At 47.6% G+C, this 15,572-nt stretch carries 15 protein-coding genes; 12 read left to right on the top strand and 3 right to left on the bottom strand.

The window, feature by feature from the left end; all coding sequences use genetic code 11:
• The first annotated feature begins 165 nt into the window (after positions 1-165).
• Positions 166-870, top strand: a complete 705-nt coding sequence (locus tag AC3DOM_RS07970) for a ubiquinone/menaquinone biosynthesis methyltransferase (RefSeq protein ID WP_487918510.1) — start codon at positions 166-168, stop codon at positions 868-870.
• Positions 870-1,628, top strand: a complete 759-nt coding sequence (locus AC3DOM_RS07965; protein WP_487918509.1) for a class I SAM-dependent methyltransferase — start codon at positions 870-872, stop codon at positions 1,626-1,628. The genes AC3DOM_RS07970 and AC3DOM_RS07965 overlap by 1 nt, the downstream gene beginning before the upstream one ends.
• Before the next feature lie 41 nt (positions 1,629-1,669).
• Here AC3DOM_RS07965 and AC3DOM_RS07960 read toward each other — a convergent pair whose 3' ends face one another.
• The gene (locus AC3DOM_RS07960; RefSeq protein WP_487918508.1) at positions 1,670-4,345 is read right to left on the bottom strand and encodes an alpha-amylase family glycosyl hydrolase; all 2,676 of its coding nucleotides are present in this window, start codon (positions 4,343-4,345) and stop codon (positions 1,670-1,672) included.
• A 434-nt stretch (positions 4,346-4,779) separates the two neighbouring features.
• Here AC3DOM_RS07960 and AC3DOM_RS07955 point away from each other — a divergent pair, with 434 nt between their 5' ends.
• Positions 4,780-4,989 carry a cold-shock protein gene (locus AC3DOM_RS07955; RefSeq protein ID WP_487918507.1) on the top strand — a complete coding sequence of 70 codons (210 nt, stop codon included), beginning with the start codon at positions 4,780-4,782 and terminating at the stop codon, positions 4,987-4,989.
• A 113-nt stretch (positions 4,990-5,102) separates the two neighbouring features.
• On the opposite strand, the gene AC3DOM_RS07950 is transcribed toward AC3DOM_RS07955, so the two are convergent.
• Positions 5,103-5,633, bottom strand: coding sequence for a hypothetical protein (locus tag AC3DOM_RS07950; RefSeq protein ID WP_487918506.1), 531 nt, complete (start codon positions 5,631-5,633; stop codon positions 5,103-5,105).
• A 127-nt stretch (positions 5,634-5,760) separates the two neighbouring features.
• On the opposite strand from AC3DOM_RS07950, the gene AC3DOM_RS07945 reads away from it, so the two are divergent.
• The 9 genes from AC3DOM_RS07945 to AC3DOM_RS07905 all read left to right on the top strand — a co-directional run bounded on the left by AC3DOM_RS07945 (position 5,761) and on the right by AC3DOM_RS07905 (position 13,426).
• The gene (locus AC3DOM_RS07945) at positions 5,761-6,357 is read left to right on the top strand and encodes a TetR/AcrR family transcriptional regulator (protein WP_487918505.1); all 597 of its coding nucleotides are present in this window, start codon (positions 5,761-5,763) and stop codon (positions 6,355-6,357) included.
• A 16-nt stretch (positions 6,358-6,373) separates the two neighbouring features.
• The gene (locus tag AC3DOM_RS07940) at positions 6,374-7,015 is read left to right on the top strand and encodes a class I SAM-dependent methyltransferase (RefSeq protein ID WP_487918504.1); all 642 of its coding nucleotides are present in this window, start codon (positions 6,374-6,376) and stop codon (positions 7,013-7,015) included.
• Positions 7,016-7,057: 42 nt separating this feature from the next.
• Entirely contained in the window at positions 7,058-7,321 is a 264-nt protein-coding gene (locus tag AC3DOM_RS07935; protein ID WP_487918503.1) for a hypothetical protein, read from the top strand.
• A 28-nt stretch (positions 7,322-7,349) separates the two neighbouring features.
• Positions 7,350-8,279 carry an ABC transporter ATP-binding protein gene (locus AC3DOM_RS07930; protein ID WP_487918502.1) on the top strand — a complete coding sequence of 310 codons (930 nt, stop codon included), beginning with the start codon at positions 7,350-7,352 and terminating at the stop codon, positions 8,277-8,279.
• A 2-nt stretch (positions 8,280-8,281) separates the two neighbouring features.
• Entirely contained in the window at positions 8,282-9,415 is a 1,134-nt protein-coding gene (locus tag AC3DOM_RS07925; protein ID WP_487918501.1) for an ABC transporter permease, read from the top strand.
• Between the two features lie 84 nt (positions 9,416-9,499).
• Positions 9,500-10,624 carry an ABC transporter permease gene (locus AC3DOM_RS07920; RefSeq protein WP_487918500.1) on the top strand — a complete coding sequence of 375 codons (1,125 nt, stop codon included), beginning with the start codon at positions 9,500-9,502 and terminating at the stop codon, positions 10,622-10,624.
• A 4-nt stretch (positions 10,625-10,628) separates the two neighbouring features.
• Positions 10,629-11,561: an ABC transporter ATP-binding protein gene (locus AC3DOM_RS07915; RefSeq protein ID WP_487918499.1), complete on the top strand. Its 933-nt coding sequence runs from the start codon at positions 10,629-10,631 to the stop codon at positions 11,559-11,561.
• Between the two features lie 64 nt (positions 11,562-11,625).
• Positions 11,626-11,994 carry a four helix bundle protein gene (locus AC3DOM_RS07910; RefSeq protein WP_487918498.1) on the top strand — a complete coding sequence of 123 codons (369 nt, stop codon included), beginning with the start codon at positions 11,626-11,628 and terminating at the stop codon, positions 11,992-11,994.
• A gap of 61 nt (positions 11,995-12,055) precedes the next feature.
• Positions 12,056-13,426 (top strand): HlyD family secretion protein, encoded by a 1,371-nt coding sequence (locus tag AC3DOM_RS07905; RefSeq protein ID WP_487918497.1) that lies wholly within the window; start codon positions 12,056-12,058, stop codon positions 13,424-13,426.
• Positions 13,427-13,526: 100 nt separating this feature from the next.
• Here AC3DOM_RS07905 and AC3DOM_RS07900 read toward each other — a convergent pair whose 3' ends face one another.
• On the bottom strand, positions 13,527-15,446 hold the full coding sequence (locus AC3DOM_RS07900) for a sugar phosphate nucleotidyltransferase (RefSeq protein WP_487918496.1): 1,920 nt from the start codon (positions 15,444-15,446) through the stop codon (positions 13,527-13,529).
• Positions 15,447-15,572 lie beyond the last annotated feature (126 nt).

The following is a 15,572-nucleotide window of genomic DNA, read 5'->3' as shown; positions in this document are numbered from 1 at the left end:
GCTTTGCTAAAATCGTTATTTATCTTACTCATCATGTTCCCCAAAATCTCCCATACAAGCAGAAAAGTGGGGATCGCCCACTTCTCGGTGCTTTCAATATTGATTCAATCTAGTAAAATTCTAGCACATAGTCAGAAAAGCCGCAAGACGAGTATAATAGCCGCCATGTCTACTACCCCCCTTGAGCTTAGCGGCAAAAAACGCGCAGAGCGTGTACAGAAAATGTTTTCCAAAATTGCTCGCCGATACGATTTGATGAATCGGATCATGACTGCCGGACAGGATATCCATTGGCGACGTGAAGTCATCCGCCACGCCAAACTGGATACTGGAGATTCTCTGCTCGATCTTGGGGCTGGTACAGGGGATTTGGCGCGCGAGGCCCTTCGGCAGTATCCTGATTCGCAGCCCGTCGCTGCTGATTTTACCCTTGAAATGATGCGCGTCGGCCAAAAAACCGGCCCCCTCGATTGGTCTGCCGCAGATGCGCTCAACCTCCCCTTCCCCGATAAAAGTTTCAACGCGATCGTTTCCGGCTTCCTGATGCGAAATGTGACCGATGTGCAGCACGCCCTCAAAGAGCAATACCGCACCCTAAAACCTGGCGGGCGGATCATCATCCTCGATACGACCAAACCCCGCCCCAATATTCTCACGCCCTTCATTAACATTCACTTGAATTATGTAATTCCCTTCATTGGTGGTCTGCTAACCGGTGAACGTGAAGCCTACACCTACCTCCCCGATTCGACCAAGAGTTTTCTACGGGCCGAAGAATTAGCTGTGCATATGGCAGCTGCGGGTTTCAAGAGGATCAACTTCGACGTGAAAATGTTTGGGACGGTTGCCATTCATTGGGGGCAAAAATAATGAAACAACGGGAAAACGGGAAAACGACACAACGAAATATGGATAAAGCCGCACTGCGCGGTGAACCATCCTACGTCTGGCGCGCGGGGCAGGAACGCCGCCTGAAAATGATCGTAGACGCTGCCGAAGATCGGATCAACGGTCGCATTCTTGAGAACGGATGCGGTGTCGGCATGTATGTGGAACACCTCGCCCCCTTTGGCGGAGAAATCTTCGGGCTGGAATATGATTTCGAGCGTAGCGCAGAAGCGGGTCAATTTTCGCCCCGCATCCTGAATGGAGCGGGGGAAAATCTCCCCTTCCCATCCAATTCGTTTGATTTGATCTTGAGCCACGAGGTCATTGAGCACGTCCAGGACGATGCCCAAGCCATCCGCGAGATGGTCCGGACGCTGCGTCCGGGTGGACGCCTAACGCTTTTCTGCCCAAATCGCGGCTACCCCTTTGAGACGCATGGTATCTATTGGCGCGGGAAATATCGCTTTGGGAATATCCCCCTGGTAAATTATTTACCGCGCCAATGGCGGGATAAGCTCGCCCCGCATGTGGAAGTGTACACACACCGTGATCTGGTAAAACTCTTCGAGGGGCTGCCCGTCAAGTTTATCGAGAAGACGGTGGTCTTCGGGGCCTATGACAATATCATCGCCCGCCTGGGTGTCCCTGGAAAAATCTTACGTTGGACTATGCAGACTCTCGAGAAAACACCGCTTAGAGTTTTTGGGTTGTCACATTTCTGGGTGGTGGAGAAAGATTAAATAATAGACATGAAGATCGTATAAGGGTGGAGGATTACAAGTCACTTCTTCAATTTTCTTTTTGCCTTCTTCTTTGTCGGTTGTTTCTTGTCAACTATCATATTAGTCGTATTTTCGACAAATTCATCAACGGCCTCTTTTTCCTTAAATATTTCTTCCCTTTTCGCCTCTATTGATACGATACCCGCGCCATTTAACGCCTCAGCTACCGCTTTCCATTCTTCCTCATCGACCGTTCTAAAATCCAGAAATACATGTCTTTGGTAAGCCCCCAACTCCACATACAACCCCTTCTCTGCCAACTCTGCAATTGCCCGGATATATTCCAATCCTGTCACCAGATCGCGAAAGATGACATAGCCCTTTTTATCCACCAGATCCAGCCCCTCAACCAGCGTCCGTTTAACAAGATATTCATCGCCCGCGGCTTTGACGGCAAAGGAGGCTGAGTATTGGACCCGCCCGCTTGTCTCAGAAAATTTATTATGGAAAATAATCAGCGCAAACTCATCGCCAGCTCTATTTGAATAAGCAAAAACATCATCAAGGGCGCGCCCTTCTTCATTGAAAAAATGGTAGAGCAAAAAGTTCTCAACACCTGCAAAAAGATAACGGCGGTGGAGTAGGGGGGAAATGGTCTCTTCGTGATAACGCATAAAACCGGTATCAGCTTTTTCGTCCCTATAGGCCCGGCGGTATTCCATCCCATATTTTTCGCCGAAGCCCTCCACCTGTCCATGCCCGAACATCGGCAAACCGGGCAAGGTCGCCAGCAGCGTACAGACGCCGAAGTATTTATCTCCTTTCCCAAACTGCTCAACCGCGGTTTCTTCATCGGGGTTATTCATAAAATTGACATAACGCTTCAACACCTGCGGATCAAAGGTGAGCGTATTTTTCATCACCTGCCGATAACCGCCATTATCTTCATCACGGAGCATGTGCATAAAAGCCGAATTGTAGACTCGGTGCATTCCCAGGGTGCGGACAAAATATCCCTCCATCAGCCAGAAAGCTTCAGCTAGAAGCAGGGTATCGGGAGCTTCAGTGGCTACACGATCTACAACTTCGCGCCAAAACTCGCGCGGAATTGCCGCCTCAAACTCAGCCTTCGACATGCCCTGCTCCGCTCGCGAGGGGATTGCGCCACCCAAACCTGGTTCGGGATACCAGAGTCTTTGAATATGTTTCTTCGCGAGAGTCATCGCCGCGTCAAACCGGATCACGGGGAATTGCTTTGCCACATTGAGAATGGTCTGAATAACGGTCTCGCGCACCTCAGGATCGAGAAAATTCAGTTGGGCAGTATCGTTCCAGGGCATGGAGGTTCCGTCGTTGCCATGATAGATATAGGTGGACTCGTCTTTCTGATTGTCTGTTCGCCGAAAAACAACAGCCGCATCAGAATGATCGTAATAATGATCTTCGAGATAAATGCCCACACGCTCATCATCTGATAGGTTTTCGCCATTGAAACTGTAATTCGGATAAGGGGGAGTAGCTAGCGAGAGAAAACGCTCAGGGTGCTCAATGACCCAGCGCGAGTCAATACCCATATGATTGGGGACCATATCTGCAGCCAGGCGGATTCCGTGTTGCCAGGCACGATTGCGCAAATTATTAAGCGCCTCTTGTCCGCCTAAATCTTCGGCAATGGCATAATCGTCTAAGGAATATGCTGAGGCGACTGCCTCCGGGTTCCCCATCCGCTGCTTGATGCGGCGCGATGCGCGGCTGCGCTCCCATAAGCCAATTAACCAGAGCCCACTAAAACCACGCTGGGCAAGAACATCCAACTCTTCATCGGGGATTTGATCAAGACGAGAAATATCTCGCTCATATTGCTTTGAGAGCTGGTCGAGCCAAACATAGGCGTTTTTGGCGAGCAAAACAATCTGAGGCATCCAATCCTTGTCCATGCTGAAATGCTCGTATTCTCCGTCACCTTCAAAAAACTCGGGGACAGGAGCCGTGCCATCAGAACCACCGTCGCCAGGTGCGCGGATGCTCTCTTCAGCGAGATAGTCAATTCCGCGCAAGATCAATTCTTTATTTTTCCCTCCGAGCATCGTTCCCCACTCATCAACAATATACTCCAATTGCCCCATCAGCGAATTTGGCGAGGCCTTTGTGGGTGCGCGCAGGATTTGAAGCAACGATTCCCTGCCTGCACCATAACCGGGCTCGTAACCAAAGAATGTTTCCAAGGTTCCCAGCATCTCTGAATAAATCGTATTCCCAAGCGGAGTATCGTCAACGAGTTCGCGGTATGCTGACAATCCAGGATTTTCATTTTCAAGAGCGAGGATGAGCATTTCTTCCAATAGCTCCCCTTTCTCGAAAACGGGAGCCTCCTGCGGAGATAGTAAGGGGCTGGGGGTGAGGGCAGAAGGAAATTCCTCTTTAAACCGTAGCAAGCTCAAATCAAGGGCCTCCTCGCCAAACTTCTCTGCGAGCCAATCGGTAGCCCGGATCATTACACCGGGATTTTCCATCTCATATTGGCGGATGAGGATATGCATCACTTCATCTAATAACCCCATCGCATTAAGATCGCTTGCTGGAACATGATTTCCTCGTCCCGCGCTGAGTTTTTCAGCAAAACGGCGCGCAGCCGCAAAATCTGCAAAGATAACACGTCCATCCGTTGCAAAAAGATTTTCGTCAAATTGATATTTTTCACGAGTAACTTTGGAGATGTGGAATTCAAAGATCATTAATTTGCCTTGCATTCTATTTTGAATGATGCCTAATGATACCCGATTTCGAGTATTTTTATCTTTAATGACACACATCTCATTATTTTTTTCCCATCCCCGATATAATCTGGCCAAAAGGAAGCTGGATTATTCCACGCAACCGATCAATTTCTCTGAGGGCAAGCTAAATTTTCCCCCTTTACCTTAGGGTAGAGATCAGGAATTTAAGAAATTTTTAATCCCTTTTTGAGAGAAAAACCCCCTGTACGCCCCCTTGACTTTTTAAGATTTTGCCTTTATTATCTGCTTTGTAAGATGCCAGTGTAGGTTCACGATGGAAAGAAGAAAGTGATGGCTCGAGGCTCTTTTCTCGGGCCATTTTATTTTGACAGTCCGGTGGAACTGCTTGCGCATGACGACCTTTTTTATTTTGCCATAAGGAGGCAAACAGAATGTCAGAACGTATCATCGGTACAGTCAAATGGTTCAACGGCACCAAGGGCTACGGCTTCTTGGCTCGCGAAGATGGCCCAGACGTATTCGTCCACTATAGCGCTATCACAGGCGATGGCTATCGCAACCTGCAAGAAGGCCAGCAAGTTGAATTCACTGTTGAGCAAGGCGCCAAAGGCCCTCAGGCCACCAACGTAGTTGCTCTCTAGTTCAAAACTTGACACAAAAAACGCCGTTCTTTTTTGAGACGGCGTTTCTTGTTTAAACTTGATCCAGACACTATCTATGTTGTCTGATTATCATTCGATCATTTTTAACCCTATCATTTTTCTTTCGGACAGAGCCAGCCAACCAGCGCAAACCCGATCCCCACAAATATCAGGAAAAATTTGACCGTAGCTGAAAAGGCTGCCACATGGGGATAGATCTCAGCCGTTCCGCCAACCAGTATACGCCACAAAGCATAATTTTCAATTGCATCGAGAAGGGATGCAACTAATATCCCCCAACTGATAAAAATGCCTGCCGCAGCAAATTTACCACCCTGTTTTCCAGAAGCCATTTGCACCCCAAATGAAAGCGTCAGGCCATAGACAAAGAGAAAAAGATAGTCCAGGCCCAGGCCAAAGGCTGCTGCAAGCTGAGCATTCGGGTCCCAAGAGGCGATGATTGCTTGGGCATTTTCAGCTGTGCCGGCCAGCTCAAAGGAGACCATCCCAGATGGGGAAATGGGATTTACCAAAGGTTGATTGAGAAACTGTAGAATGACAAGCAGGATTATTGTCAACGTGAGGAGAGGGAAAAATATCTTTTTATAATTTTCAGAGGGAATCCACGATAGGGGAAAATTCATTCAGGCATCCTTTCATCATCCAGAATATTTAATTAGTATAGCAAAACAATGTGAAAATTAGTACTTGACTTTAGGTATCATTTATTGTATTCTATAACTGACTGGTCAGTCAGTTATAAGGAGATCCATGTCCCCAAAACCCGATGTTAGCGAAGAAAGAAAAGAACAGATCACCGAAGCCGCCACCAATGTCTTTGTCCGCCAGGGATTTGATAAAGCGCGTATGGACGATATTGCTGCCGAAGCCAATCTGAGCAAAGGGACCCTCTATCTTTACTTCAAAAGCAAGGACGCGATCATCAAGCATTTGCTTGATAATCTCTTTGAACGTGAACTTTCTGGACTGCAACCTCTGAAAGATGATCCCCGCCCTGCATCTGAAAAATTATCAATTTTCATCGAGCAGTTAATTAGCGACATGCAAAATTGGACTCGGTTGATGCCGATCATGTATGAGTTTTTGGGGCGGCTTTTCAGACAGAGTGTCGTCCAAAAAGCATTTAAGACATATTTGCGTTCTTATCTCGATTTGATCGTACCGATCATCCAGCAAGGGATTGATACAGGTGATTTCAACGCAAATAACGCAGAAGATGTTGCCATTACGATCGGCGCCATTTTTGAAGGCACGATCCTGTTATGGGTTTACGACTCAGAGATCATTGATTTTGATAAGCACCTCCACTCTGGGATGGATTTGCTTATGGACGGATTAAAAGCATAATTTTTGGAGAAAATGAATGCAGCAAGAAGCAATTTACGTTAGCGAACCGGAAAACAAAGAAGAGTTTACAAAAGATTTTAATAAATTCTATACAGTATTTGCGCGAATGTATGATCTTGCGACGAAGATTTTCCCCTTTTGGAGGCGCTGGCTAAAGACTACTATTCCTCATATTCAGGGTCCCAAAGTGCTGGAAGTTTCGTTCGGGACAGGCTATTTGCTGACTCAATATGCTGATCGTTTTGAAACCTACGGTATTGATTACAACGAGAAATTTGTAGAGATGCTTCAGAAAAAGTTGGAACAGAGGGGGCAGAAAGCCAATATTCGGCAGGGAGATGTTCAAAACTTGCCCTATGAAGATGAGTTCTTTGATTCAATTGTAAATACGATGGCTTTCTCCGCATACCCTGATGGGTTCAAAGCGATGTCCGAGATGCACCGGGTTTTGAAATCGGACGGTATGCTGGTTATGGTTGATATTGACTATCCTCACAGCCGAAAAGGAGTAGGGATGCTCGCGACCAAAGCCTGGATCGCCATGGGAGATATTATCCGGGATATGGGACCCATATTTAGACAGTTCTATTTTGAATTTACTGATGAGGAGATCGGTGGTTTTGGTAGTGTGCATTTATTTATAGCAAAAAAGTGCTAATTTTTGCAGGGGCTTCCCTGCGCAAAACAAAAGGAGAAGAAAATGGAAATTTTATATATAGTCCTCGCAATGATCGTCGTTGGCTTGATCGTTGGGTATATCGCCGGGTTGATCTGGAAAGATGATCGTAAGGGTGATTATCTTGTCGCCGTTATAGCCGCAGTAATTACCGGTTTGCTCGATTGGTTTGTCATCCCGATGATGGGATTTTCAGATACGCTGAAATGGCTTGGCGTTGCTCTCGAGCCACCTTTGGTTGCACTGGGCGTTTTATGGTTAATTCGTTATGCGAAGAGAAATCAATAATACATTGACGGTGGATAGCAGGTAACCGATGCAGGATGCGATCATCCAAACCCAGGGATTGACCCGAAACTTCAAGAAGACGTGCGCTGTCGATGCATTGGATTTATCGATCGGCAAAGGCGAGCTATTTGGCCTGGTCGGTCCTGATGGCGCCGGGAAAACAACCACCCTCCGTTTATTGGCAGGGTTATTGGATTTGAACGGGGGCGAGGCAACCGTTGCAGGATTTAATCTCCGTAAGGAGCATGAATCGATTAAAAAAGAGATCGGCTATATGGCACAGCAATTCAGTTTGTATGCTGAGTTAACCGTTCTTGAGAACTTGAGATTCTTTGCTGAGATCTATGATGTCCCTTCCGAAGAGATTGCAGAGCGCACCGAAAATCTGCTCCAATTTGCGCGGTTGACAGAATTTACAGAACGCCGTGCTGCCCATCTTTCTGGCGGTATGCAGAAAAAACTCGCCCTCGCCTGCACCCTGATCCACGAGCCCAAGATCCTTCTTCTTGATGAACCGACCACAGGCGTCGACCCAATCTCCCGCCGTGAGTTTTGGGATATCCTGACAAATCTTCACCTGAACGGGACGACCATTATCGTCAGTACACCCTATATGGATGAAGCCGACCGCTGCTCACGCGTTGGGTTGATCTATGAAGGGAAGTTGGTTATCTGCGACTCGCCACGCAAAATCAAGAATGAGCTGTCAGGAGAAATGGTCGAGTTCCTGACCGATGATTGGCAAAAAGCGAAAAAAATCGTCGGAAAGCTGCCAGGTGTCCTTGAAGCCCAAACCTATGGCGAGGCCTTGCACCTCCTTGTCGATAATGGGGAAAAACGCTTAGCAGAAATCACCAGAGCATTAACGAAAGAGGGAATCAAGTTTCGGGGCGCGCGCATCGCTCCCGTCCGCATGGAAGAAGCCTTTATTTCCCTCATCCAAAGGCTGGAGGAATAACAATGTCATTCCGTCATATTCTGGCCATTACGCGGAAAGAATTCAATCATATTATCCGTGACCGCAGCACGATGATCCTGGTCGTATTCACACCGCTGGCGATGCTTTTACTGATGGCCTATGCGCTCACCGTTGAACTGCAGCATATTCCCATTGCTGTTTTGGATTATGACCGAAGCGCAACCTCGCGAGATTTTGTGCAGCAGATCATCTCTGGCAACGACCTTGATCTTTATCAACAGGTGGGCTCGATTGCCGAAATTGAAGATTTGCTGATGCATGGTGATGTAAAGGCGGCCCTGGTGATTGACCCAAATTTCTCCCGTGATTTGCTGGCAATGCGTGGGATGCCGATGCAGGTGATCATTGATGGCACAGAGCCAGAAAGCGGCGGGTTTGCGGTCGAACATATTGCTGCGCGGGCAGAGAAATTCGCAAACGAGGCTCTCTCTAATCAAATCCAGATGATGGGATTTTCCGAGGAATCACTTCAACCGTTGGATTTGCGGATCCGCACCTGGTATAACCCCGGATTGAAACCCCGAAACGACCTTATCCCCGGTTTGATCTCGATGGTACTCGGATTCCCGGCCCTGTCTGTTGCCCTCGCCCTTGCCCACGAACGGGAACACGGCACAATGGAGCAGTTGATGGCAACTCCCGTCGGGCGCGCGGAATTGCTGGTGGGAAAAATGATCCCGTATATTGTCGCTGGGATGGTAAATGTTGTCATTCTTCCCTTATTGGCAATGGCCTGGTTCAACGTTCCTTTTAATGGCTCTTTCCCGCTCTATTTTGGTCTCTCTGCTCTTTTCATGTTTGCCATAATCAGCATGGGTATTATCATCGGCGTATTTATGAAAACGCAGGCCGCCGCAATGGGCGTCTCCTTCCTGATGATCTTCTTCCCCGGCTTTTTCCTGACAGGCCTCTTCTTCCCCATCGTCTCAATGCCAGAGATCATGAGGCTCGAATCGCTGGGGATGCCCGGAACCCACTATGCGATCATCACACGGGGCATTTTTCTCCCTGGAATCGGGCTGGAAATTCTCTGGCCCTACGCAGTGATGCTGGTACTTCTGGGATTCTCTTTTACGGGAATTGCAGCGTTATTTTTTAGAAAGAAACTTGGCTAATGTATGTTGGAAGTTAGAAGGTAAGGGTTGAAGAAAATCCCAACCTTCAAACCTTGAACCTGCAACCTTAAACCAAAAAACCTAATGCTAAAAAGAATCCTTGCCCTCGTAAAAAAAGAATTCATCCACCTGCGCAATGACTGGTGGCTGCCAGCCTTTATGCTCTTCGGCGGCGTATTGGAATTGATGCTGGTCGGCTGGGCAACATCTCGCCCGATCAATAACCTCCCCCTGATGGTTTTGGATCACGACCGCAGTGCAGCCAGTCGTTCTTTAGTCATCTCTTTGGAGAATACCGAAACCTTCGAACTGGAAGCCATGGTTGGGGATTTCCAAACAATTGAAGAGGCGTTGGAACGAGGCCAGATTACTGCGGCGATCATCATTCCTCCCGATTTCGCAGAAGAGATGGCAGCTTCCAACGGCAGCCCCTCACTTTCCATGATCTTAAACGGAGCGGAGAGTGTTCCCGCTATAGCAGCATTACGCGCTACAGAAGGCGTTATCGCCTCGTTAAACGAGAAAATCATCATCCAACGGCTGGGACTCTCCTCTGATGAGTTTTCAGGCTTTGCGCCCCGTTTGCGGGTCTGGTTTAACGAAGCACTCAGCGAAGCGCTCTATACCACACCAGCCGAAATGGGATTGATGCTTGAGTTCACTACCCTGCTTTTCGCTGCACTAGCTTTCTCACGAGAAAAGGAATTGGGGACGCTTGAGCAACTGCTTGTAATGCCCTTCTCTTCGCTTGAGATCATCATCGGCAAATCAATTCCAGTCATTATCGTCGCATTTACAGATTTCGTACTCATGTTATCAATGATCCATTTATTCTTCAAAGTGCCAATAAGAGGTTCGCTTCCCTTGCTCTTTTTGCTCGCCTTTGTCTACTTACTCGTTGAGCTGGGCAAAGGGATGGTCCTTTCAGTGATCTCAAAAACACAGATGCAAGCCTTTTTACTAGTCATGCTTTTTGGGATGAGCGACTTTATGTTCACAGGCTATGCTGCGCCAGTTGAATCAATGCCAAAGGCTCTTCAATTTTTTGCCAATATTGTCCCCGCCCATCATTGGCTGGAGATAATCCGCGGCATCCTGCTCAAAGGCGCAGGGATGGACGTTTTGTGGCCTCACGTTCTCGCTTTGGTCATTCTTGGAACGATCATCATGACCTTCTCGCTGAGCTTTGTCCGGCGAGCACTGGATTAAACCCATGACACCTGCAATAATTACAAAAGACCTCACCAAAAAATTTGGCGATTTTACTGCCGTCAACGGGATCAATTTTGAAGCCGCCCGCGGAGAGATATTCGGTTTTCTTGGTCCGAATGGATCGGGGAAGACGACCACGATCCGGATGATGCTGGGGCTCTTGCCCCCTACCGCGGGAGAAATTCAGGCTCTCGGGATTTCAGTCAAGGGTAACCAGGCCGAACTCCAACAACGAGTCGGCTATATGTCCCAACGTTTCAGTTTGTATAACGATCTGACAGTCCAACAAAATCTGCAATTTTATGGCGCAGCCTATGGGTTGAATAAGGTTGATCTGAAAAATCGCATCCAGGACGCGCTCGCAATGGCGGGGCTGGAAGGGCGGGAAAATGCCAAAACAAAAGACCTTTCGGGGGGCTGGAGGCAGCGATTGGCATTGAGTACGGCGATTTTACATCGCCCTGAATTGATCTTTCTCGATGAACCCACCGCAGGGGTAGACCCGATCTCACGGCGCGCTTTCTGGGATTTGCTCTACCAACTTGTTGCCGACGGCGTCACTGTTTTTGTGACCACCCATTATATGGATGAGGCCGAACATTGTCATGATCTTGCTTTCATTCAGCGTGGAAATATCATCGCCCGCGGCTCACCTGCCAGGATCAAAGAAACGATGATGGATGGACAAGTGCTCGAAATCTCAACATCAGACGCAATCAAAACAGTTAAAGTATTACGTGCTGCCCAGAAGGCGGGCAAGATCCCGCTCAAAGAGGTCGAGCTATATGGCTCACTGGTGCATGTGGTTGCGCCAAATATTGAGAAAAAAATAAATGACATTCAGGCGATCTTAAAAAAAGCGGAGATCCGGACCGAGCAGATGGCGGTGATCGAAGCCTCGCTTGAAGATGTATTTATTGCAAGTATGAAGTGAAACAAATGCAAAATGATGAATACAGAATGATGAATTAAAAACCCTGCTTTAGATCAGGAAAGATATGAGTACTCAAAAAGAACCTTTCGACCTTCGTGTTCGCACAAAAAAGTTTGCTTTACGTATTATTCAAATGTATAGAGCCTTACCCAAAAGCAGTGAAGCCAGCATAATTGGAAGACAGATTTTGCGGAGCGGCACCTCAGTTGGGGCGCAATATCGTGAAGCGAGTCGAGCTAAATCCCCGCGAGATTTTATTAGCAAAATGGAAGGAAGTTTGCAAGAATTAGACGAAACTGCTTTCTGGATAGAACTGCTCATTGAGGCAGAAGTAATGTCAAAAGATAGAATGAGCGATTTAGAAAAGGAAACTGATGAACTAATTGCCATTTTTGTTTCCTCCATTAAGACAGCCAATAAAAACGCGAAATGATGCAGCTAAAGTATTCCTCAATCCGCATTCATCGTTCTACGTTCTACGAAAGGAGAATTCCATGAAGAAAATCATTATTTTGGTCCTGACTCTTACGCTGGCACTGGCCGGTTGCAATGGGGCGAATGAAAATGCAGCCCTTGAGGCCTCCGGAGTGATCGAAGCAACTGCAATTGTCATTGCTCCTGAGATTGGCGGCAAAATTCTTGAAATAGCTGTGGATGAAGGGGACACGGTGGTAGCTGACGATCTTCTTTTTACCCTTGAAGGCGATCTGCTCGAGGCACAACTCAACGCCGCGAACGCGGCCCTCAACTCTGCCCACGCTGCCCAGGCAACTGCCCAAGCCGGATTGGATGCCGCCAAGGTTCAATACAACCTTGCCCTTGACACCGCCCTGACCGCTGATGAAATTAATCGCACCACCGATTGGCGTATCGCTGCCCCGGGACGATTTGATCAGCCCGCCTGGTATTTCACCCAGGCAGAACAGTTCGCCGCCGCTCAATATGAAGTGGATGATGCCGAAGCCGATCTGGCAGCTGCACAAAATGCTTTTTCTGAACTCGCTCTGGATGCGGATAGCACCGACTTTTTGGCGGCCGAGATCAAACTGGCAAATGCCCGCGCGACATATCTTGTGGCGCGTGATGTATATTCACGATCTCAAGCTACATCAGATCACAATCTCAACAAAAGTGATCCCAATTACGATAAACGTGACAATCAAGACGATGATATTGATGAGGTGATCGACGCCGCGATAGATGTTCTTGATCAATCAAAAAGGATGCTGGATACTGCGGAGCAAGAATATAAAGAGCTGCTTGGCAGAGAGGCAAGCAGAGAGGTACTCAAAGAGCGTGCCAAATTGGCCGTTGCGCATGAGCGCTATAATCTTGCCCTGGATTATTTACGTTCGCTGCAAACAGGGGTTTTCTCACCCATGGTAAGTGTTGCCAAGAGCAATGTTGCTCAGGCGGAAGCAGCTCTCGGGCAGTCAGAAAAAGCCGTTGAGCAAGCCCGGGCGGAAATCACCCTGCTCGAGACACAGATGAAAAAACTTGTCACGCGTGCACCGATCAACGGGGTCGTCCTGACCCGCAGCATCGAGATCGGAGAAATTCTCCAACCCGGATTGGCGGCAATGACCATCGCTCCTCTTGATGAGCTAACCGTGGTCGTCTATATCCCTGAAGATCGCTATGGAGAGGTCAATCTCGGCGACTCTGCCACATTGATGGTTGACTCTTTCCCGGAAAAAAGTTTCGCAGCAACAGTGATCCGGATCGCGGATCAGGCAGAATATACACCGCGCAATGTGCAGACCAAAGAGGAAAGGCAGACGACGGTTTACGCAGTAAAGCTATCAGTAAATAATAAAGATGGCAAGTTGAAACCGGGAATGCCAACCGATTTAATTTTTGAGTAATAATATTTGCGTCATGAAATTAATTAGAGCCGCGCGAGAAAATCGCGCGGCTCTTTTGCTTGAAACCATTCAAAGGGCTTGTTTTGATAAAATCTAATTGCTATTTTTGAAATTCTTGCAATGTTTCCAGATAATAATTTGGAAGGCCAATATCGTAGCGCTGCCCATCCATCACCAGCCCCAGGAAACCCTCTTCTTGGCGCAGACGATCAAGCGCAGATGTCAATTGGAATTCACCACGCTCACGGACATTATTATTAATATGTTCCTGAAGATAATCGAATAATTTTGGCTTGATAATGTATTGCCCAAAGACAGTTAAATATTCGTTTTTCTCCAGACCGGGAACACGTAGGTTCGTGCGAGCGTAATCCAGCGTAGGTTTTTCAGCAAACTCGGTGACGTTTAACAAACGCTCATTATCCAACCAAACACCCGTTAATGTGCCAAAGGTGCTGATTTTTTCTTCCGGTGTTCGGCGCATACCAACAATATTATGCCCACGCAATTGATAGGCTTTCAAAAGTTGACCAGCACATTGCGTCTCGTTTGTTGAGCGATAAATATGATCACCCAACATCAGCAGGAAAGGTTCATCGCCAACGGCTTCACGGGCAGAATAAACGGCGTGACCAAATCCCTCCTGGTTTTCCTGAATAACAAATGTTACCCGACGGCCCATTTCCAGCAGGCGGTGTGAGTAATCCTGGAAAGTGGGGGGCAATTTATTGTAATTTTCAATCGATATTTGTTCCTTGAAAAAAGTTTCGAATGCAGGGAGATCATCTTTTTGTACGATGATAATGACCTCTTCTATTCCTGCACCTATTGCTTCTTCAACGATATAGAGAATAGCCGGTTTTGCTATGCCATCTCTGTCCACGATCGGGAATAATTCTTTTTTAACGGCTTTTGTCGCGGGGAAAAGACGTGTCCCGAATCCAGCCGCAGGGATGACAGCTTTGCGAACCTTTTGTTGCGGCGTGATAGTTAGTTTTAATCCCGGCATGTGGAGATCACGCTCAAGAATTTGGATCACGGCATCCTGGTCGGCTTCAGTACGGCAGATGAATTGCGCTGCACCATCTCCCTGAGAACCAACGCCTTTTCCTCCCCAAACATGTGGTTCAAAAGCTTCATAACGTAGAACACGGTGAAGGATAGGTGAGGTCAACTCTTCGGGGCAGGCAGGAGCAGCATATCGGTCAAAGAAAGCCTGCGCTTCGGTCAATAGCGAACCAAGTTGCTCGGCGCTGGATTCGTTTATCGCATCCACAGCCTGCGCCACAATGCGTTTATTTATCGGACCAAGCAGTTCCTGAACACCCTGTTCAACTTCGTTTTCCGCATAGGGGTAACAGCGGTTGAGCCTGTTCAGGATTTCCATTGTGTCTTTCTTGGCTTGTAAATCCACAATCACGAAATACATTGGTTCGTGCACTTGGACCTCTTGTGTTTCCAGGCGATCACCATCAAATGTCATCAGAACAGGCCGTTTGCCAAAGGCACAGCCTTGATCCATACGGCCACATCGGGAGGGGGTAGTAATTTCACCCTGGTATGCCAGTTCCATTTCACCGCGGGTAGTCAGCTTGAGATCGTAAACGCGGTTGAAGGCACGTGCTGTTAGTACAGTAATAGCAGCACTGGATGAGAGACCCTTTTTAATGGGAAGATCGGTTTTGTAATTGTCGATGACCAGACCACGGACATGATACTGTGTGAGCACCTGATACGCTACGCCAGCCATATAACTCCAAAACCCCCCTTTTTGCGCTTCTTCCAAGAGCGCACTCGGCTCCATTGGAATTTCTACTGGACCTTTTCGGGTTCCATCTTCGGCTGTGGAAGTCAGAACAAGTGATGTCGGGTGTGGCTTTACATCCGCGAAAATCCCTTGATCAGTACCGGTAATCAATGTGTAGCCTTTTTCAATATCTCCGTTTATGCGCCGGTATCCACCAGCCCAATCGGAGTGTTCGCCTACGAGGCAGATCCGTCCAGGAACAAAAATTTTCATCTCGGCACCCTATTATATTAGTGATGCATATTTTATCATTGTGAGAACAAGCCAGCCAATTTATATGGCCTGAAACAATTCATAATAAGGGATTTTTTCTAAAATTGCCTCTTGACAAATTATTTT

The organism is Candidatus Desulfolinea nitratireducens (genome assembly GCF_982879505.1).
The sequence above is the reverse complement of the archived record's forward strand: the minus strand, read 5'-3'. Positions and strand labels throughout refer to the sequence as shown.

Excerpts from the sequence above, each read along its gene's own strand:
- AC3DOM_RS07930 (WP_487918502.1), top strand. The coding sequence starts at position 7,350 with ATGCAGGATGCGATCATCCAAACCCAGGGATTGACCCGAAACTTCAAG.
- AC3DOM_RS07910 (WP_487918498.1), top strand. The coding sequence starts at position 11,626 with ATGAGTACTCAAAAAGAACCTTTCGACCTTCGTGTTCGCACAAAAAAG.
- AC3DOM_RS07950 (WP_487918506.1), bottom strand. The coding sequence starts at position 5,633 with ATGAATTTTCCCCTATCGTGGATTCCCTCTGAAAATTATAAAAAGATA.
- AC3DOM_RS07960 (WP_487918508.1), bottom strand. The coding sequence starts at position 4,345 with ATGATCTTTGAATTCCACATCTCCAAAGTTACTCGTGAAAAATATCAA.
- AC3DOM_RS07935 (WP_487918503.1), top strand. The coding sequence starts at position 7,058 with ATGGAAATTTTATATATAGTCCTCGCAATGATCGTCGTTGGCTTGATC.
- AC3DOM_RS07900 (WP_487918496.1), bottom strand. The coding sequence starts at position 15,446 with ATGAAAATTTTTGTTCCTGGACGGATCTGCCTCGTAGGCGAACACTCC.
- AC3DOM_RS07955 (WP_487918507.1), top strand. The coding sequence starts at position 4,780 with ATGTCAGAACGTATCATCGGTACAGTCAAATGGTTCAACGGCACCAAG.
- AC3DOM_RS07915 (WP_487918499.1), top strand. The coding sequence starts at position 10,629 with ATGACACCTGCAATAATTACAAAAGACCTCACCAAAAAATTTGGCGAT.
- AC3DOM_RS07920 (WP_487918500.1), top strand. The coding sequence starts at position 9,500 with ATGCTAAAAAGAATCCTTGCCCTCGTAAAAAAAGAATTCATCCACCTG.
- AC3DOM_RS07970 (WP_487918510.1), top strand. The coding sequence starts at position 166 with ATGTCTACTACCCCCCTTGAGCTTAGCGGCAAAAAACGCGCAGAGCGT.
- AC3DOM_RS07945 (WP_487918505.1), top strand. The coding sequence starts at position 5,761 with ATGTCCCCAAAACCCGATGTTAGCGAAGAAAGAAAAGAACAGATCACC.
- AC3DOM_RS07905 (WP_487918497.1), top strand. The coding sequence starts at position 12,056 with ATGAAGAAAATCATTATTTTGGTCCTGACTCTTACGCTGGCACTGGCC.
- AC3DOM_RS07965 (WP_487918509.1), top strand. The coding sequence starts at position 870 with ATGAAACAACGGGAAAACGGGAAAACGACACAACGAAATATGGATAAA.
- AC3DOM_RS07940 (WP_487918504.1), top strand. The coding sequence starts at position 6,374 with ATGCAGCAAGAAGCAATTTACGTTAGCGAACCGGAAAACAAAGAAGAG.
- AC3DOM_RS07925 (WP_487918501.1), top strand. The coding sequence starts at position 8,282 with ATGTCATTCCGTCATATTCTGGCCATTACGCGGAAAGAATTCAATCAT.